The 17678-nt window shown below is 59.4% G+C and carries 17 protein-coding genes and 1 pseudogene; 13 read left to right on the top strand and 5 right to left on the bottom strand.

Annotation, left to right across the window (positions count from 1 at the left end; all coding sequences use genetic code 11):
- Positions 1-187: 187 nt before the first annotated feature.
- Positions 188-1720: an MFS transporter gene (locus tag ACA071_RS17045; protein WP_497640225.1), complete on the bottom strand. Its 1533-nt coding sequence runs from the start codon at positions 1718-1720 to the stop codon at positions 188-190.
- Positions 1721-1860: 140 nt separating this feature from the next.
- Between ACA071_RS17045 and ACA071_RS17040 the strand changes: the two genes are divergently transcribed.
- Positions 1861-2727, top strand: a complete 867-nt coding sequence (locus ACA071_RS17040; protein WP_497640224.1) for a LysR family transcriptional regulator — start codon at positions 1861-1863, stop codon at positions 2725-2727.
- Between the two features lie 382 nt (positions 2728-3109).
- On the top strand, positions 3110-4669 hold the full coding sequence (locus ACA071_RS17035; RefSeq protein WP_497640223.1) for a TerC family protein: 1560 nt from the start codon (positions 3110-3112) through the stop codon (positions 4667-4669).
- Between the two features lie 69 nt (positions 4670-4738).
- Here the strand turns inward: ACA071_RS17035 and ACA071_RS17030 are convergent, their stop codons facing one another.
- A complete protein-coding gene (locus ACA071_RS17030; protein ID WP_497640222.1) occupies positions 4739-5170 on the bottom strand; it encodes a thioredoxin family protein in 432 nt (143 codons plus the stop codon).
- A 307-nt stretch (positions 5171-5477) separates the two neighbouring features.
- On the opposite strand from ACA071_RS17030, the gene ACA071_RS17025 reads away from it, so the two are divergent.
- Complete coding sequence (locus ACA071_RS17025) at positions 5478-5726, top strand: type II toxin-antitoxin system Phd/YefM family antitoxin (protein WP_427575645.1); 249 nt, start codon at positions 5478-5480, stop codon at positions 5724-5726.
- Positions 5716-5997 carry a type II toxin-antitoxin system RelE family toxin gene (locus ACA071_RS17020; protein ID WP_497640221.1) on the top strand — a complete coding sequence of 94 codons (282 nt, stop codon included), beginning with the start codon at positions 5716-5718 and terminating at the stop codon, positions 5995-5997. The genes ACA071_RS17025 and ACA071_RS17020 overlap by 11 nt, the downstream gene beginning before the upstream one ends.
- Positions 5998-6012: 15 nt before the next feature.
- On the opposite strand, the pseudogene ACA071_RS17015 reads toward ACA071_RS17020, so the two are convergent.
- Positions 6013-6357: pseudogene (locus ACA071_RS17015) on the bottom strand (5'-nucleotidase); the annotation flags it as partial.
- Between the two features lie 361 nt (positions 6358-6718).
- Between ACA071_RS17015 and ACA071_RS17010 the strand changes: the two are divergent.
- From ACA071_RS17010 to ACA071_RS16975, 8 genes are all read left to right on the top strand, one after another.
- Positions 6719-7567 (top strand): transporter substrate-binding protein, encoded by an 849-nt coding sequence (locus ACA071_RS17010; protein ID WP_497640220.1) that lies wholly within the window; start codon positions 6719-6721, stop codon positions 7565-7567.
- 53 nt (positions 7568-7620) lie between these two features.
- Positions 7621-8283 (top strand): amino acid ABC transporter permease, encoded by a 663-nt coding sequence (locus ACA071_RS17005; RefSeq protein ID WP_169369199.1) that lies wholly within the window; start codon positions 7621-7623, stop codon positions 8281-8283.
- Positions 8284-8292: 9 nt separating this feature from the next.
- Positions 8293-8955 (top strand): amino acid ABC transporter permease, encoded by a 663-nt coding sequence (locus tag ACA071_RS17000; protein WP_497640219.1) that lies wholly within the window; start codon positions 8293-8295, stop codon positions 8953-8955.
- Positions 8952-9743: an amino acid ABC transporter ATP-binding protein gene (locus tag ACA071_RS16995; RefSeq protein WP_497640218.1), complete on the top strand. Its 792-nt coding sequence runs from the start codon at positions 8952-8954 to the stop codon at positions 9741-9743. Before ACA071_RS17000 ends, ACA071_RS16995 begins: the two co-directional genes overlap by 4 nt.
- Before the next feature lie 25 nt (positions 9744-9768).
- Positions 9769-10158, top strand: a complete 390-nt coding sequence (locus tag ACA071_RS16990) for a RidA family protein (protein ID WP_497640217.1) — start codon at positions 9769-9771, stop codon at positions 10156-10158.
- 160 nt (positions 10159-10318) lie between these two features.
- A complete protein-coding gene (locus tag ACA071_RS16985) occupies positions 10319-11083 on the top strand; it encodes an IclR family transcriptional regulator (RefSeq protein WP_429515048.1) in 765 nt (254 codons plus the stop codon).
- 39 nt (positions 11084-11122) lie between these two features.
- Entirely contained in the window at positions 11123-12340 is a 1218-nt protein-coding gene (locus ACA071_RS16980; protein WP_497640216.1) for an amino acid deaminase, read from the top strand.
- Positions 12341-12482: 142 nt separating this feature from the next.
- Entirely contained in the window at positions 12483-13418 is a 936-nt protein-coding gene (locus tag ACA071_RS16975) for a sugar kinase (protein ID WP_497640215.1), read from the top strand.
- 120 nt (positions 13419-13538) lie between these two features.
- On the opposite strand, the gene ACA071_RS16970 is transcribed toward ACA071_RS16975, so the two are convergent.
- Positions 13539-13856: a peptidylprolyl isomerase gene (locus ACA071_RS16970; RefSeq protein ID WP_497645327.1), complete on the bottom strand. Its 318-nt coding sequence runs from the start codon at positions 13854-13856 to the stop codon at positions 13539-13541.
- An 11-nt stretch (positions 13857-13867) separates the two neighbouring features.
- On the bottom strand, positions 13868-16405 hold the full coding sequence (locus tag ACA071_RS16965) for a hybrid sensor histidine kinase/response regulator (RefSeq protein WP_497640214.1): 2538 nt from the start codon (positions 16403-16405) through the stop codon (positions 13868-13870).
- 131 nt (positions 16406-16536) lie between these two features.
- On the opposite strand from ACA071_RS16965, the gene ACA071_RS16960 reads away from it, so the two are divergent.
- Complete coding sequence (locus ACA071_RS16960; protein ID WP_497640213.1) at positions 16537-17646, top strand: PilT/PilU family type 4a pilus ATPase; 1110 nt, start codon at positions 16537-16539, stop codon at positions 17644-17646.
- Positions 17647-17678 lie beyond the last annotated feature (32 nt).

Below are 17678 nucleotides of genomic sequence, written 5' to 3'. Positions count from 1 at the left end.
CGACGGCTTCGCCGCCGAACGCAGGCTTCGCCAGCTGCTACAGATCGCGTTACGGCTTCGCCGCCGAACGCAGGCTTCGCCAGCTGCTACAGATCGCGTTACGGCTTCGCCGCCGAACGCGGGCTGCTACAGATCGCGTTACGGCTTGGCTGACTGGCATTACAGGAAAACGGGCCACTGTCAGAAATTACCGGACGGTCTCCAATAAGTGGTTTGAGGGGATCGGAATCGGATTACGCATCAGCGTGCCAACCACCAGCGCACCCAGCAGCGCCAATAACCCTGCAACCAGCAACAACAAACTGAAACCGCCAACGAACGCTTGCCGGGCCAGCGGTTCGACCACACTGCGCGCGGTGTCCGGCAGCAAACCCAACGCCGCCGTCATGTCCCCGGCCACCACTCGCGAGGCGATGCCGCGAGTCTGCTCAAGCCATTGCCCCGACAGGCTGTTACGCAGCAACAACTCGGTGTGACTGGCCAGCAACGCTCCAAACACGCCGATGGCCAGCATGATCGCGCTGAAGCGCATGGTGGTGCTCATGCCCGAGGCCATGCCGGCGCGGTCCCTCGGTACGCAGGCCATGATGTTTTTCTGGGTGTCGCCATTGAGCAACCCGGCCCCGGCGCCGGTTACGGCAATTGCCAGGGCGAACGGCAGGTAGCCGCCGCTGTTGACCGCCCAGGCGCTGAGCAGGTTGCCGCAACCGACCAACGTCAGACCGGCCGCCATTAAGGTCGCAGGGGCCAAACGGCTCGCCAACCGCGCACCGACACGCGGGCAGATCAGCATCGTCAGGGCAAACGGCAACATCCCCAGCCCCGAAGCAATGGCGGAGAAACCCAAACCGTTTTGCAGGTAGAACGGCAGCAACGTCATCATCACCTGCGCGCAACCGGCGTAGGCGAACATCCCCAGCAGGGCACCGATGAAGCGCGGATGCTTGAACAATTGCAGATCAACCATGGGCCGCTGCTGCATCCGCTCAATCAGCACAAACAACCCCAGCAACAGGGCGCCGCCAATGAGTCGGGCGTAGGTCAGTGGATTGCTCCAGCCGATGCGGTTGGCTTCTATCAGGCCCCAGATCAGGCACAACAAACTCGCGCTGAAGGCCAGGCTACCCCAAGGATCGAGGCGGGCGGATTGGGTGTCTCGGGATTCCGGCACGTTGCGGCAGACCATCGCCATCAGCAGCAGCCCCACCGGCAGGTTGAGGTAGAAAATCCAGCGCCAGCCGACGTATTCGGTGATCAAGCCGCCCAGGGTCGGCGCCGCGGTCATCGCCACGCCCATGCACGCGCCCCAGAACGCCCAGGCCTTGGCTCGTTCCACCTCGTCGTGAAAGGTATGGCCAATCGAGGCCAGCGCCGAGGTCAACAGCAACGCCGCGCCAACACCCTTGATCGCCCGGGCGATGTCGAGAAACAACGCATTCGGCGCGGCTCCGCAGCCGAGGGAGGCGAGGATGAAAATGCCCAGGCCCCAGAGCAGGGTTTTCTGCCGGCCAAAGCGGTCGGCGATGCTGCCGGCCGGTAGCAACAACGCGGCGAACGCCAGCATGTAGGCGCTGACCACCCATTCAATGTCGGCAAAATTGGCACCCAGGTCGCGGGCGATGGTCGGCAGGGTGACCGCGACGATGTTGGTGTCGAGGACGATCAGCGAACACACCCCGGAGGCGGTCAACAGCGTCAGACGCGGACTGACCTTGCTCATGATGGGAATGCTTTTTGAGTAAGGTATTTGACGTGCATGATTTTGCCTCTCTACTGTGGTTGCATCGGCAGCTTATCCCGGTCTTCAACAAGCTTTATGAGTTGCCAGTCGGGACTTCATTACCTTTGAGCTAACGCACCATGGATATACGCCATTTCCGCTACTTCCTGGCCGTTGCCCGGCAGCGCAATTTCACCCGCGCCGCGGAACAACTGGGGATTGCACCACCGACCTTGAGTCGACAGATCCAGGACATGGAAACCGAGCTTGGCACCCGGCTGTTCCTGCGTCGCCAACGTGAAGTCAGCCTGACCGAGGCCGGCGCCGCGCTGGTGCCCGAGGCCGAAGCCACGGTGCGCCAATTCGAGTTCGCTCAACGCAATGCCCAGCGTGCCGGGCGCGGTGATATCGGTCATATCGAACTGGGTTACGTAGCGTCGGCGGTGTATTCGGGGTTGCTGCAAAAGCAGGTGCAAGCCTTTAGCCGCGAGTGCCCGGACGTCAGTCTGAATGTGCGGGAAAGCCCGATGGCGGCGTTGCCGGGCATGGTGATCGAGGGGCGTTTCGATATCGGCTACGTCCGCTCGCCGATGACCTTGCCCGAAGGGCTGGAGGCGATTCGGCTCGATTCAGAAGGTTTTGTGCTGGCGCTGTCGAGTGACTCCTGGCTGTGTCGTCTGCCGCAGGTCAGCCCGGCGCATTTGCAAAACGAAACCTTCATTCTGCCAGAGCAAATCAGCGGTACCTTGCAGGTCGCCGCCCAAGGTGAATTCGCACCGATTTTGGGCGCGCAGCCGGGCGGATTGGTGGCGGTGATTGCCCTGGTGTCGTTGGGTCAGGGCGTGGCGGTGGTGCCGGAGTCGGTGGTCGGGCATGTTGGATTGCCGGGTGTGGTGTACCGGGTGATCGAGGGGAGTGAGGCCAGTTCGTGGTTGTCGATGATTTATCGGCGATTTGAGAAGTCGCCGGCGGTGGCTCGGTATATCGAGCAGATCAGAAAGGGATAAAGGCAAAAGCATCGCGAGCAAGCTCACACACATTGGTTTTGTGGACGCTGGAGAGCCCTGTGAAGGCGAGCTTGCTCGCGATGGCGTATTCAAATACAGCGCGATTTCAAACGCCTTACAGATTTTGTAATGATTTCCTGTTGTAGGAAATGTCGCCGCAACCTGTACGCTCCAAGTCCTTTTTCCTTTCAGGACCTGCATGAACACCCTCTCGGAGCCTCCCAGTCAGCCTTCCATTTCGCGCATTCGCGTAACCCTGACGCACGTCAAACATCCAGTTTTCCGACCTCTGTCCCTTCTTTTTATCGCAACCCCACGGCCCTTGCGCCGCACCTTGCCGTGCCCGGCATTCTGAATTCGCTGAAGAGATCGAGACATTTTTATGGAATGGATAGCTGACCCCACCGCCTGGCTGGGCTTGTTGACGTTGATCGTGCTGGAGTTGGTGCTGGGCATCGACAACCTGGTGTTTATCGCGATCCTGGCGGACAAGTTGCCGCCGCATCAGCGCGACCGTGCGCGGATCATCGGTTTGTCCCTGGCGCTGCTGATGCGCCTGGGCTTGTTGGCGAGTATTTCCTGGCTGGTAACGCTGACTCAACCGCTATTCGAGGTGTTCGACAAAAGCTTCTCGGGCCGAGATCTGATCATGCTGTTCGGCGGTGTGTTCCTGTTGTTCAAGGCCACCATGGAGTTGCACGAACGGCTCGAAGGCCATGTCGGCCAGCGAGCGAGCAATGCGGGTTACGCGATGTTCTGGCCAATCGTGGCGCAGATTGTGGTACTCGACGCAGTGTTTTCCCTCGACGCGGTGATCACCGCTGTGGGTATGGTCGATGAACTGGCGGTGATGATGATCGCGGTGATCATTTCCATCGGCCTGATGATCGTCGCCAGCAAACCGCTGACCCGTTTCGTCAACGAACACCCGACGGTGATCATGCTCTGCCTGGGCTTCCTGATGATGATCGGTTTCGCCCTGACCGCCGAGGGCTTGGGCTTCCACATTCCCAAGGGTTACCTGTATGCGGCCATCGGGTTCTCGATCCTGATCGAAGTGTTCAACCAGATTGCCCGAGCCCGGCGCAAGCGCTCCATGCAAGGTCTGAAGCCAATGCGCGAACGCACGGCCCATGCGGTGATGCGTCTGCTCGGCGGTCGCACGTTGGCGGTGGAGGAAGTCGGCGAGGAGATTGCCGACTTGCTGGATAACGGCGCAGCGCCGAGTGAAGTGCTGTTCGACCGACGTGAGCGGGTGATGATCAGTGGCGTGCTGCAACTGGCCGAGCGGCCGATTCGTACCTTGATGACCGTGCGGGCTGACGTTGACCATATCGATTTGGCCGACGATGCCGAAGCTATTCGGACACGCCTGATGCATTCGTCCTACTCGCGCCTGCCGCTGATTCGCGATGGCGCGGTGGATGAGCCGCTGGGCTTCGTCCATAAAAAAGAACTGTTGAAGGACTATCTGGCCGGCAACAAGCCCGACCTCGAAGACCTGGCGCGCACAACCATCAACTTGCTCGACAGCTACTCGATCCTCAACGCCCTGGAGCAGATGCGCCAAGCCTCGACCCACATTGCCTTTGTGGTCAATGAATTCGGTGACTTCGTCGGTGTGTTGACCATGACCGACATTCTCGAATCGATCGCCGGCGAACTGCCGGATGCCAGCGAAATCGAAGGCCCGGATGTGGTCGAAGAGCAGGGCGGGTTTATGGTCAGTGGTGCGTTGAACCTGACGCGGGTGCGGCAACTGACCGGTTTCAGCGTTGAACCCACCGAGGATTACCAGACCCTGGCCGGGTGGGTGATGAGCGTGCTGGATCGGCTGCCGATGATTGGTGACCGGCATGAGCGGGACGGCTGGACGATGACGGTGGCGGCGGTTGAAGAGCGGCGGGTGGTGCAGGTGTTGTTGGTTCCTGCCGGCAGGTGATTTTGCGTCGAACTTGAGGGCCTCATCGCGAGCTTGCTCGCGATAGCGGTCTTCCCAACAACACAAATCTCAAGCCCCGACCAAAAAACGCGCCCGAGCCACAGTACATAAACGGCGCAACGTCCGGCGCAACCACGCCAAATCATGCCCCGGTTTCCGTGCCGTGAACCTGGGCTTCACCTTGCCAATATGCGCCACGAAATCTGCCGCCAGCGTTTGCTCAGTACTAATCCCCTTGAGCGTCTTGACCAATTTCCCATCCTTGTAAAACAGCACAGTCGGCGTCCCGGTGACACTCGGATGCCGGGGTGATTCGCTGGTATTCAACATATAAATGTCCGCCCGATGCCGAAACGTCTCGGCAATCCCCCGAAAAATCGGCCCGGCCTCTTCACAGGCAGGACAGTGCTGACTGCCGAAGTAAAGAATCACCGGGCGCCAGGTTTTCAGGGCTTTGCGGTAGGTCGGAGCCAATGCTGATTGAGGGGGTGTCGAGGTCATTGAAGTCTCCTTTTTACAACGGTCATCGAAGTCTTGTTGACGTTAAAGGAGGGTGGAGAATGGATCTACTGTCAGAAATTACAGGTGGGGGATTTCCTACGCTGATGCGGACATGCCTCACGACATTGGAGGACGGACCCGGCAGGAAACGCGGAAATGCAGAAGCGGAGGGCATGATACTTTTTAGGCAATCGCACGGGGTGACAAATAGCAGGCATTAAGCGCGATGTTTACACCAAAGGATGAGTCGGATGCGCTTTAGAGTGCTATTTTAAGCACTTCTTAAAGCACCCTAAGGAACAAGGCCATGACACATATCGTGCTTTCGCAGGTAGTAGCGAGCATCTCTGAATTGAAAAAAAATCCAATGGGTACGGTTGCTGCTGGCGGTGGGCTATCTGTCGCGATTCTCAACCGCAACGAGCCGGCTTTCTATTGTGTGCCCGCCAAAGAATACGAAGCCATGATGAATCGCCTGGAAGATTTGGAGTTGATTGCCCTTTGTAAAGAACGGGAAAACGATCCGACCATAAAGGTTTCAATTGATGATCTATGAGCTGGAGTTTTCTGAAAAGGCGTGGAAAGAATGGAAGAAGCTCGGTTCAAACCTGAGGGAACAGTTCAAAAAGAAACTTCAGGAACGACTTGTTAACCCACACGTACCCGCAGACCGGCTCCATGGGCTTGGAAATGCCTACAAGATCAAATTACGCAGTGCGGGTTATCGAATCGTCTATCGCGTGAAAGATGAAGTGCTGATAGTGACGGTAATCGCCGTGGGAAAAAGAGAGCGGGGCGATGTTTACAAGGAAGCAAGTGAACGCTAACACACCTTCCTGAGTTCATTTTTCTGTATCAGCTTCTTGAATGTTCTTGATCCCGAAGGGGATGTGAACAGATGGAGCTACGGTGCTCGTAGACGCCAGATGTCCAGATTGATCGGCGAAGAAAATGTGCGGACGTAGGACGCTCAAAACCTTGCCTTTTTCTATTCCACCAAGAAAGAACGCGTCATTGGCCATGACTCCCCAGCTCTTCAGCGTATTAATTGCGCGCTCGTGAGATGGTGCATTCCTGGCGGTAACGATAGACACCCTCAGCCGATTTTTGTAGTCAGGATCAGTTACCTTTTTCTGCTCCTCTATCAACTGGATTTTAGACACCCGAACAAGAAACTCTTTAAGTGGTTTCACAGCATCTGAAACATCCGTGTGTGATGAGAGGTAAAAGCTTGATGAGGCACGATGCCATTGCCTGCGATCACGCTCAAGCTATCACCAGCTCTGTCTTCACTGCCCTGCGCTGATTTAGCTCACCACCGCTCCAATGTGAACCAACTACCCGCCCACTGTGGCCCCCGGTAGCGTTCTCTCACCTGTGCGTTTGGTAACGCTTTATCTCCTCCATCGCACATCCCTTTGATTAAAAACACTTTTCAATCTCCCCAACATCACCCCTGCATCCTATGGCACACTTTCTGCTGTCTATTCCGCTGTTACACACCTATATCCGGTATAACGGAATACACAACACTCTGGAGTGCTTGCCATGCATCGCCGACCTTCCTTGTTCAAAGCGTGTGTTTTTATCCTTGCGGCTTCGGCCGCTGCCATGGGTGTCGCTCAGGCGGCGGACAGTAAGCTCGACAGCGTGCTGGCCCGTGGCAAGTTGATCGTGGGTACAGGCAGTACCAACGCGCCATGGCATTTCCAGGGAGCGGATGGCAAGTTGCAGGGGTTTGATATCGACATCGGGCACATGATCGCCAAGGGTTTGTTCAACGACCCGAGCAAGGTCGAGTACGTGGTGCAGTCGTCCGATGCGCGGATTCCGAACCTGTTGACTGACAAGGTCGACATCAGTTGCCAGTTCATCACCGTGACCGCCAGCCGTGCGCAGCAAGTGGCATTCACCCTGCCGTACTACCGCGAAGGTGTCGGCCTGCTGTTGCCAGCGAACAGCAAGTACAAGGAAATCGAAGACCTCAAAGCCGCCGGCGACAGCGTGACCGTGGCTGTGCTGCAGAACGTGTACGCCGAAGAACTGGTGCATCAGGCGCTGCCCAAAGCCAAGGTCGATCAGTACGACAGCGTCGATTTGATGTACCAGGCCGTGAACTCGGGCCGTGCGGACGGCGCCGCCACCGATCAGTCCTCGGTCAAATACCTGATGGTGCAGAACCCTGGCCGCTATCGCAGCCCGACCTACGCCTGGAGCCCGCAAACCTACGCCTGCGCCGTTAAACGTGGCGATCAGGATTGGCTGAACTTCGTCAATACCGCGTTGCATGAAGCCATGACCGGCGTCGAGTTCCCTGCCTACGCGGCGTCGTTCAAACAATGGTTCGGTGTCGATCTGCCGACTCCGGCCATCGGTTTCCCTGTCGAATTCAAATGATCCCGTGAGAGCGGGGCGGCTGTAACAGCGCCCCGTTCAAGGTACTGCTGACCATGAACTATCAGTTGAACTTTGCCGCCGTGTGGCGCGATTTCGACACCTTGCTGGCGGGGCTCGGTCTGGGTCTTGAACTGGCGCTGGTGTCGATCGCCATCGGCTGCGTGATCGGCCTGATGATGGCGTTTGCTTTGTTGTCCAAGCATCGCGCGTTGCGGGTGTTGGCGTCGGTGTACGTGACGGTGATCCGTAACACGCCGATTCTGGTGTTGATTCTGTTGATCTACTTTGCCTTGCCGAGTCTGGGCATTCGCCTGGACAAGATCCCTTCGTTCATCATCACCCTGTCGCTGTATGCCGGGGCGTACCTGACTGAAGTGTTCCGCGGCGGGCTGTTGAGCATTCCCAAGGGCCAGCGCGAAGCCGGGTTGGCGATCGGCCTCGGCGAATGGCAGGTCAAGGCTTACGTCACTGTGCCGGTGATGCTGCGCAACGTGCTGCCGGCGCTGTCGAACAACTTCATTTCGCTGTTCAAGGACACCTCGCTGGCGGCCGCAATCGCGGTACCGGAGCTGACCTATTACGCGCGCAAGATCAATGTCGAGAGCTACCGGGTGATTGAAACCTGGATGGTGACCACAGCGCTCTATGTTGCGGCCTGTTACCTCATTGCCATGATCCTGCGTTACCTCGAGCAGCGTCTGGCGATCCGCCGATAGGAGCCTCCCATGTACGAATCCCCGAGTTGGTTGCATGAGTTGTGGGTGGCCCGCGACGTCCTGTGGCAAGGCTTTCTGACCACGGTGCAGTGCTCGGCACTCGCCATTTTGCTGGGTACGTTGATCGGCATCGTCGCCGGGCTGGTGCTGACCTACGGCAATGTCTGGATGCGCGCACCGTTTCGCTTCTACGTCGACCTGATCCGCGGCACGCCAGTGTTTGTGCTGGTACTGGCCTGCTTCTATATGGCCCCAGCGCTGGGTTGGCAGATCAGCGCGTTTCAGGCGGGTGCCTTGGGGCTGACGCTGTTCTGCGGCTCCCACGTCGCCGAGATCGTGCGCGGTGCGCTGCAAGCCTTACCGAGCGGACAGATGGAAGCGAGCAAGGCCATTGGCCTGACGTTTTATCAATCCCTGGGTTACGTGTTGTTGCCTCAGGCGTTGCGGCAGATCCTGCCGACCTGGGTCAACTCGTCCACCGAGATCGTCAAGGCCTCGACCTTGTTGTCGGTGATCGGCGTGGCCGAGTTGCTGCTTAGCACGCAACAGATCATCGCCCGGACTTTCATGACCCTCGAGTTCTATCTGTTCGCCGGTTTCCTCTTTTTCGTCATCAACTACGCCATCGAATTACTCGGCCGGCACATTGAAAAGCGGGTGGCATTGCCATGACTCAGACTTCTACTGCACCAAACGGCCAGGCCCTGCTGGACATTCGCGGCCTGCACAAACAATACGGCAAGCTTGAAGTGCTCAAGGGCGTCGACCTGACCATGCAGCGCGGCAACGTGGTCACGCTGATCGGTTCCAGCGGCTCGGGCAAGACCACGCTGCTGCGCTGTGTGAACATGCTCGAAGAATTCCAGGGCGGGCAGATCCTGCTCGATGGCGAATCCATCGGTTATGACGAGGTCAACGGCAAACGCGTGCGTCACGCCGAAAAAGTCATCGCCCGCCATCGCGCGATGACCGGCATGGCGTTCCAACAGTTCAACCTGTTCCCGCACCTGACTGCGTTGCAGAACGTCACCCTCGGTTTGCTCAAGGTCAAAAAGCTGCACAAGGATGAAGCCGTGGCGCTGGCCGAGAAATGGCTGGAGCGGGTCGGCTTGTTCGAACGCCGCGATCACTATCCCGGCCAGTTGTCGGGCGGTCAGCAACAGCGCGTGGCGATTGCCCGGGCGATTGCGATGAACCCGAGCCTGATGCTGTTCGACGAAGTCACCTCGGCCCTCGACCCGGAACTGGTCGGCGAAGTGCTGAACGTGATCAAGGGCCTGGCCGATGAAGGCATGACCATGCTGCTGGTGACTCACGAAATGCGGTTTGCCTTCGAGGTCTCGGACAAAATCGTGTTCATGAACCAGGGCCGGATCGAAGAGCAGGGGCCGCCTAAAGAATTGTTTGAACACCCGAAATCGCCACGACTGGCGGAATTTCTCAAGAACACTCGCTTTTAAAGCATTTCAATCAGGAGAAACACTCATGAGCATTACTCGTTACGGCACCGGCGCCACTGCCGGTGGCGGCCAGCCTCGTCCTTTCGCCCGCGCGGTTGAAGCCGATGGCTGGCTGCACGTGTCCGGCCAGGTGCCGGCGCTGGATGGCGAAATCATCGTCGGCGGCATCGTCGAACAGACGCACCAGGCCATGAAGAACCTGATCGCGATCCTCGAAGAAGCCGGTTATGGACTCGAAGATGTGGTGCGTGCTGGCGTGTGGCTGGAAGATCCGCGGGATTTCTGGAGTTTCAACAAGGTCTTTTCCGAGTACTTCAAAAGCGAACACGCCCCGGCCCGGGCCTGCGTGCAGGCGAACATGATGGTCGACTGCAAGGTTGAGATTGATTGCATCGCCTACAAGAAAAAGGCCTGAATTCGCACACTGATCGTTCCCACGCTCCGCGTGGGAATGCCGCCATGGACGCTCCGCGTCCGCTGTGTGACGCAGAGCGTCACGGGATGCATTCCCACGCAGAGCGTGGGAACGATCATTAGCGGTAAACTCCCGGCACTTTGAATGGGAACCTGAAGACATGACCGAAGACACCATCAAGCGCCGGGCACGTGGTCTGGACCGGGCGTTCGATATTCTCGATTTCCTCAAGGAAATCGGCCAGCCCCTGCGCCCGAACGAAATCGCCAGTGGCATTGGCAGCCCGAAATCCACGGTCTACGAACTGGTGGCCTCGCTGCTGGAACGACGCATCCTCGAACCCGTGGGCAAGGACGGTCACGTCTACCTTGGCCGTCAACTCTATTTCCTCGGGCAGGCGCACCTGCGCCACTTCGACCTGACCCGCGAGGCCGATCACGCCTTGCAGGAAATCGTTAGCCAAACCCACGAAACCGCGCAGATGTGCCTGCTCAACGGGCGCAAGTACACCGTGGCGCTGATGAAAGAGGGCGAGCGGCACTTCCGCATTTCCTCCGACATCGGTGAAAACGCGCCGATCCCCTGGACCGCGTCCGGGCGCCTGCTGCTGGCGCATTTGAGCGACCAGTCCATCATCGACTTGATCGACCACGACGACTTCATCTTGCCCAACGGCGAACGTTTGCCGCTGGAGCAGTTTCTCCAGGAAATCCGTCAGGCCGGGATCGATGGGTTTTTCTCCTTCGATAGCGTCGCCGACACCTTCACCCATTGCTTCGCCGCCCCGGTCAAAGACCCCAACGGCGTGGCCATTGCGACACTGTGCATCGTCGCTCCACGGGCCGATGCCAAGAATAACTACAACGACTATCGCCGGGTGCTGATCGACAGCGCCAACAACCTGGCCCGGCGTATCAACGAATAACCGCGGCTGCTGGCGGCCGCGAATGTAAGGAGTTGGACCATGTCTTCTACCGAATCCACTGCTGCCGTAGAAAAAGGCTTTGCGCAAACCGGCGCGCACCTGGTGCGCGACGTCAGCCTGCCGGCGCTGGTGCTGCACCGTGAAGCGCTGGAACACAACATCCGCTGGATGCAGGCGTTTGTCAGCAACAGCGGCGCAGAACTGGCGCCCCACGGCAAAACCAGCATGACCCCGGCGCTGTTTCGTCGCCAACTGGACGCCGGCGCCTGGGGCATCACCCTGGCCAGCGCCACCCAGACCCGCGCGGGCTACGCCCATGGCGTGCGCCGCGTGTTGATGGCCAACCAATTGGTCGGCACGCCGAACATGGCGCTGATCGCCGATTTGCTGGCCGACCCAACCTTCGACTTCCATTGCATGGTCGATCACCCGGATAACGTCGCTGACCTCGGCGCGTACTTCGCCTCCCGCGGTGTGCGTTTGAACGTGATGATCGAATACGGCGTGGTCGGCGGTCGTTGCGGTTGCCGCACCGAGCAGGAAGTGATCGAACTGGCCAAGGCCATCGCCGCGCAACCGTCGCTGGCGCTGACCGGTATCGAAGGCTATGAAGGTGTGATTCACGGTGACCACGCCGAGAGCGGCATCCGTGAGTTCGCCGCTTCCCTGGTGCGCCTGGCGGTGCAGTTGCAGGACAGCGGCGCGTTCGCCATCGCCAAGCCGATCATTACGGCATCTGGTTCGGCCTGGTATGACCTGATCGCCGAATCCTTCGAAGCCCAGAACGCCGGTGGACGCTTCCTCAGCGTGCTGCGTCCCGGCAGTTACGTGGCCCACGACCATGGCATCTACAAAGAAGCGCAATGCTGCGTGCTCGACCGTCGCAGCGATTTGCACGAAGGTCTGCGCCCGGCGCTGGAAGTCTGGGCGCATGTGCAGTCGATGCCGGAGCCGGGTTTTGCGGTGATCGCCATGGGTAAGCGCGACGTCGCTTACGACGCTGGTTTGCCGGTGCCGTTGTTACGTTACAAGGCTGGCGTGGTGCCGGCGATTGGCGACGATGTGAGTGCCTGCAAAGTGACGGCGGTGATGGACCAGCATGCGTTCATGACCGTGGCGCCGGAGGTTGAATTGCGGGTGGGGGACATCATTTCGTTCGGGACTTCGCATCCGTGCCTGACGTTTGATAAATGGCGCACGGGGTGTCTGGTGGATGAGCAGTTGCAGGTGATTGAAACCATGGAAACCTGTTTCTAACCCCTAATTGATCGTTCCCACGCTCTGCGTGGGAATGCAGCCCGTGACGCTCCGCGTCACAAACCGAAGCGGACGCAGAGCGTCCAGTGAGGCATTCCCACGCAGAGCGTGGGAACGATCAACACCAGAGAACCCTAAATCCATGAACACCATCAACACCCTGGGCCCCAACACCCCGCGCATTGCCCTGATCGGCGAGTGCATGATCGAGTTGCAGCAGCGCGCCGACGGCAGCCTGCAACAAAGCTTCGGCGGCGACACCCTGAACACCGCAGTCTATCTATCCCGTGAACTGGGCGAAGGCGGTACGGTGGATTACGTCACGGCCCTGGGCGATGACAGTTTCAGCGACGCCATGTGCCAGAGCTGGGCCGCCGAGAATATCGGCCTGGACATGGTTCAGCGCTTGCCCGGTCGCTTGCCGGGTTTGTATTGCATCCAGACCGACGCGGCGGGTGAGCGGCGCTTTCTGTACTGGCGCAACGAAGCGGCAGTCCGCAGTTGCTTCACCACCCCGGCCGCCGCGCCGATTCTGGCGGCGTTGCCGGATTACGACGTGTTGTATTTCAGTGGCATCACCCTGGCGGTGCTCGGCGAGCAAGGTCGGGAAAAGTTGCTGGAAACCCTGATCGAAGCCCGGCAGCGGGATGCGCGGATTGTCTTCGACAACAACTACCGGCCGCGCTTGTGGGCGTCGGTGGAGGAGGCTCGGGCGGCGTATCGCAGTGTGTTGCCGTACGTGGATCTGGCGTTGTTGACCGTCGATGACGAGCAGGCGCTGTTTCATTTTTCCGATTGCGATGCGGTGTTTGAGGCGTATGAGCAGATCGGCACGCCGGAAGTGGTGCTCAAACGCGGAGCCGAGGCGTGCTTGATTCGCTGTGGTGAAGAGTCGTTCGAAGTACCGGCGCAGAAGGTTGAGCGCGTGGTCGACACCACGGCGGCGGGGGATTCGTTCAGTGCGGCGTATCTGGCCAGTCGGCTCAAGGGCGGGAGCCCGGTTGACGCTGCAGAGGCCGGCCACCGGCTGGCGAGCAAAGTCATCCAAATCCCCGGAGCACTGATCCCCCGGACTTGAAACACAATCCCCCTGTAGGAGCTGCCGAAGGCTGCGATCTTTTGATCTTGTTTTTGATTTTCAAGATCAAGACCAAAAGATCGCAGCCTTCAGCAGCTCCTACAGGTCGATCATGACCGCTCAATCCCGATAAAACACCTGCACCAGGTGATACCCGAACTTGCTCTTGATCGGCCCATGCACCACCCGCAGCGGCTTCTTGAAAATCACCGCATCAATCACCCCGACCATCTGCCCCGGCCGCACTTCACCCAGATCACCGCCGCGCTTGCCGGACGGGCAGGTGGAGTACTTTTTGGCCAGCACATCGAAGGCTTCGCCCTTGGCGATGCGTTGTTTGAGCTGCTCGGCTTCTTCCGAGGTTTTCACCAGAATATGGCGGGCTTGAGCTTTCATTGAGGCAGACCTTGTAACGTGGGTGACAGCGGGGCGCGGGATTATGCCTTAACTCACTCCGGTTGGCCGATCATCGTGCGAATCTTGTTGGCCAGCAGGTCGATGGAAAACGGCTTGGCCACCATGTCCATGCCTTCCTCCAGGAAGCCTTGGCGTTCAGCGGCTTTCTCCGCGTAACCGGTCATGAACAGCACTTTGAGGTTCGGACGATGCTGGCGGGCGATTTCCGCCAGTTGTCGGCCATTCATCCCCGGCAGACCGACGTCGGTCACCAACAGGTCCACCCGCAGGTCGGATTCAAGCAAGGGCAGGGCGGCCCGGGCGTCTTCGGCTTCATGGGCGTGATAACCCAGCTCATTGAGCAAGTCGAGCACCAGCATGCGCACCGCCGGATCGTCTTCCACCAGCACCACGGTTTCGCCGGCAATCGCCGAAGGCGCCTCGCCGGTGACTGGCAGCAAGGTGTCTTGCGGTGCGCCGAGGTGCAAACGCGGCAAATACAGGCGCACGCAAGTGCCCTGGCCCGGCACGCTGTCGAGGCTGACGTGGCCGCCCGACTGCTGGGCAAAGCCGTAGATCATCGACAACCCCAGCCCCGTGCCCTGGCCGATGGGTTTGGTGGTGAAGAACGGATCGAACGCCTTGGCCAGCACCGACGCGCTCATGCCGGTGCCGTTGTCGCTGACGGCAATCATCAGATAATCCCCGGCCTTGACCGACTCCAGGGTGGCGAGGTCGCCGCCGTCGAGGTAGACGTTGCCGGTTTCGATCAGCAACAGGCCGCCATCGGGCATCGCGTCCCGCGCGTTGATCACCAGGTTGAGCAGGGCGTTTTCCAGTTGGCTGACGTCCGTGCTGACCGGCCACACCTCGGCGGCCAGTTGCAGCTTGAGTTCGATGTGGTCGCCCTTGGTGCGGCTGAGCAGGTCTTCCAGAGAATGAATCAAGTCATTGGCGTTCAGTGGTTTGCGGTCCAGCGACTGGCGCCGGGAGAACGCGAGCAGGCGGTGGGTCAGCGCTGCCGCCCGATTGGCCGAGGACACCGCTGCTTCGGTAAACCGACCGATCTCGGCAGTGCGGCCGTCGGCGATGTAGCGTTGCATCAGGTCGAGGCTGCCGATGATCCCGGTGAGCATGTTGTTGAAGTCATGGGCGATGCCGCCGGTGAGCTGGCCGACCGCTTCCATCTTCTGCGCATGACGTAAGGCGTCTTCGGCGCGCTCGCGCTCGAACATCTCGTTTTGCAGGCGCTGATTGGCTTCGGCCAGTTGCTGGGTACGGGCGATCACGCGTTCTTCGAGGGTTTCGTTGAGATTGCGCAGGGCTTCTTCGGTCTGTTTACGCTCGGTTTCATCGATCACGAAAATGTAGAAACCGTTGACCGCACCATCCGCACCGTGGCGCGGCAGGTAATTCATCAGGGCACTGCGAATGCTGCCGTCACGGTGCGCGGTGTCGATGCTGAACGAGCAGGGCCGGCCCGCCAGCGCCTCGGCGATGTACTCAGCGCGCGAGGCATAGGCTTCGTCGCCGAGCACTTCGCGGATGGTTTTGCCAAACAACTCCTGAGGTGTCAGGCCGTACCAGTCGAGGTACGCGGCGTTGTTCAGGCGAAAACGCTCTTCGCGGTCGACATAGCTGATCAGGATCGGCATCGCATTGATGATCAACTGCAGCTCGGTCTGGCTCTGGCGTAAGGCTTGTTCGGTGTGTTTGCGGTCGGTCAGGTCAAGCGCGGCGCCGAGGAAACGCGTCGGCCGACCATGGTGATCCTTGTAACAACGACCCCGGGCAAACACCCAACGCAGATGGCCGTCGGGTCGCAGCAGGCGGTATTCCTCGGCGTACTCGGTGCCGTGGGTGATGCAATGCTTGATACTGCGCGCCACCATGCCCCGGTCTTCCGGGTGCACGCCGTGCAGGTATTCGCTGATCGGCAACTGGCTGGCCATCGCCGGATCAACGCCGTGCAATTGCGCGAAATGGGAGTCGGCGATGAAGCGGTCTTCGCCAATGTCCCAGTCCCAGGTGCCAACCGCATCGGTGGCGGCCAGGGCCAGTTGCAGGCGTTGTTCGGTTTCGTGCTGGGCCTTGAGGCTGGCGGCGGAGCGCTGTTCGAGTTCGAGGGCGATGCGCCGCCGTTCGTTGGTTTCGATGGCCGTGACCAGGATCCCGGCGACCTCAGCGCTTTCATCGCGGATCGGGCTGTAGGTCAAATCCAGCCAGAAGTCAGAATCCTGCCTGTCACCTTGTAAGGTAAAGCGCTGTTCACTGTAGGTCCGCACCTGGCCTTGTAGGACGGCGCTGTAGATCGGGTCGGTAAAGTCTTTTAATTCTGGCCAGATCAGGTGTGTCGGCTGTCCGAAAGCGTGCGGATGCTTGCTGCCCGCCAGCAGGGCGAACCCGTCGTTGTAGATCTGCGTGAGCTCCGGCCCCCACAGCAAGAGCATGGGCATCGGCGAATGAATCACGATGTCCACCGCAGTGCGCAGGCTTTGCGGCCAGTGACTGGCGGCGCCCAAGGGGCTGCGGCTCCAGTCCAGTCGGGCAATCAAGGCCTGGGCATCGCTGCCGGTCGGTGATGCGTTCATCAAGATGTCCTGCACGTCAGTCGGTGTGGCTACGTCTACTATCCTTGCAGGGCGGTAGTCGCTGGATGACCCGAGGTGTCACGCGGTCGGGCCATATTTGCTCATTGAATGCTTCGCGGGTGCTTTTTGCCATGGAAATCGATTTATTGTTGCGGCAACTGGCCGGCCAGGATGGCTCCGATCTGTACCTTTCCACCGGAGCTCCACCCAGCGCGCGGTTCGACGGTGTGCTCAAAGCCCTGTCCGATCAGCGGTTCAAACCGGGGGAAATCGCCGCCATCGCCGAGTCCATCATGGACGCCGAACAGCGACTGGAGTTCGATCGTGAACTGGAAATGAACCTGGCCATCTCCCTGCCCGGGGTCGGGCGTTTTCGGGTCAATATCTTCAAACAGCGCAACGATGTGTCGATCGTGGCGCGCAACATCAAGCTCGACATCCCGCGCTTCGAAGACCTCAACCTGCCGCCGGTGCTGCTGGAAACCGTGATGCTCAAGCAGGGATTGATGCTGTTCGTCGGCGCGACCGACTCGGGCAAGTCCACGTCTCTGGCGGCGCTTATCGATTACCGCAACCGCCACAGCAGCGGCCATATCATCACCATCGAAGACCCGGTGGAGTACATCCATCGCCACAAAAAGTCGATCATCAACCAGCGAGAGGTCGGCGTCGACACCCGCAGTTTTCATGCCGCCTTGAAGAACACCCTGCGTCAGGCTCCGGATGTGGTACTGATCGGCGAAATCCGCGACCGCGAGACCATGGAACACGCCCTGACGTTTGCCGATACCGGCCATCTGGTGATCTCCACCCTGCATGCCCATAACGCCAACCAGGCGCTGGACCGCATCATCAATTTCTTCCCGCAAGAGCGCCGGGAGCAACTGCTGCATGACCTTGGCAATAACCTCAAGGCCTTCGTTTCCCAGCGGTTGGTGCGCACCCTCGATGGTCAGCGCCGGGCGGCGGTGGAGGTGATGCTGGGCACGCCAACCATCGGCGACTTGATCCGGCGCAATGAGTTTGACGAGTTGAAGGGGATTATGGAGAAGTCGGTGGAGTTGGGGATGCAGACGTTTGATGGTGCACTGTATGCGTTGGTAGTGGACAACGTGATCAGCGAGGACGAGGCACTAAAACATGCGGACTCGATCAATAATTTGAAGTTGCGTCTGAAACTTAACAAGGATGGGAAAGCGACAGTTGATACGCCAGGGGGGGAGTGGGGTTTGATGGATTAAGTTAAGTTTTAGTTGGCGTCTGGTTAGTCAGG

The organism is Pseudomonas sp. LBUM1646, assembly GCF_059716165.1.
The sequence above is the reverse complement of the archived record's forward strand: the minus strand, read 5'-3'. Positions and strand labels throughout refer to the sequence as shown.

Bases quoted from the DNA above. Each gene is read 5' to 3' on its own strand.
- ACA071_RS16975 (WP_497640215.1), top strand. From the start codon at position 12,483: ATGAACACCATCAACACCCTGGGCCCCAACACCCCGCGCATTGCCCTG.
- ACA071_RS17035 (WP_497640223.1), top strand. From the start codon at position 3,110: ATGGAATGGATAGCTGACCCCACCGCCTGGCTGGGCTTGTTGACGTTG.
- ACA071_RS17030 (WP_497640222.1), bottom strand. From the start codon at position 5,170: ATGACCTCGACACCCCCTCAATCAGCATTGGCTCCGACCTACCGCAAA.
- ACA071_RS17000 (WP_497640219.1), top strand. From the start codon at position 8,293: ATGTACGAATCCCCGAGTTGGTTGCATGAGTTGTGGGTGGCCCGCGAC.
- ACA071_RS17040 (WP_497640224.1), top strand. From the start codon at position 1,861: ATGGATATACGCCATTTCCGCTACTTCCTGGCCGTTGCCCGGCAGCGC.
- ACA071_RS16980 (WP_497640216.1), top strand. From the start codon at position 11,123: ATGTCTTCTACCGAATCCACTGCTGCCGTAGAAAAAGGCTTTGCGCAA.
- ACA071_RS16995 (WP_497640218.1), top strand. From the start codon at position 8,952: ATGACTCAGACTTCTACTGCACCAAACGGCCAGGCCCTGCTGGACATT.
- ACA071_RS16990 (WP_497640217.1), top strand. From the start codon at position 9,769: ATGAGCATTACTCGTTACGGCACCGGCGCCACTGCCGGTGGCGGCCAG.
- ACA071_RS16965 (WP_497640214.1), bottom strand. From the start codon at position 16,405: ATGAACGCATCACCGACCGGCAGCGATGCCCAGGCCTTGATTGCCCGA.
- ACA071_RS17025 (WP_427575645.1), top strand. From the start codon at position 5,478: ATGACACATATCGTGCTTTCGCAGGTAGTAGCGAGCATCTCTGAATTG.
- ACA071_RS17045 (WP_497640225.1), bottom strand. From the start codon at position 1,720: ATGAGCAAGGTCAGTCCGCGTCTGACGCTGTTGACCGCCTCCGGGGTG.
- ACA071_RS16985 (WP_429515048.1), top strand. From the start codon at position 10,319: ATGACCGAAGACACCATCAAGCGCCGGGCACGTGGTCTGGACCGGGCG.
- ACA071_RS16960 (WP_497640213.1), top strand. From the start codon at position 16,537: ATGGAAATCGATTTATTGTTGCGGCAACTGGCCGGCCAGGATGGCTCC.
- ACA071_RS17005 (WP_169369199.1), top strand. From the start codon at position 7,621: ATGAACTATCAGTTGAACTTTGCCGCCGTGTGGCGCGATTTCGACACC.
- ACA071_RS17020 (WP_497640221.1), top strand. From the start codon at position 5,716: ATGATCTATGAGCTGGAGTTTTCTGAAAAGGCGTGGAAAGAATGGAAG.
- ACA071_RS17010 (WP_497640220.1), top strand. From the start codon at position 6,719: ATGCATCGCCGACCTTCCTTGTTCAAAGCGTGTGTTTTTATCCTTGCG.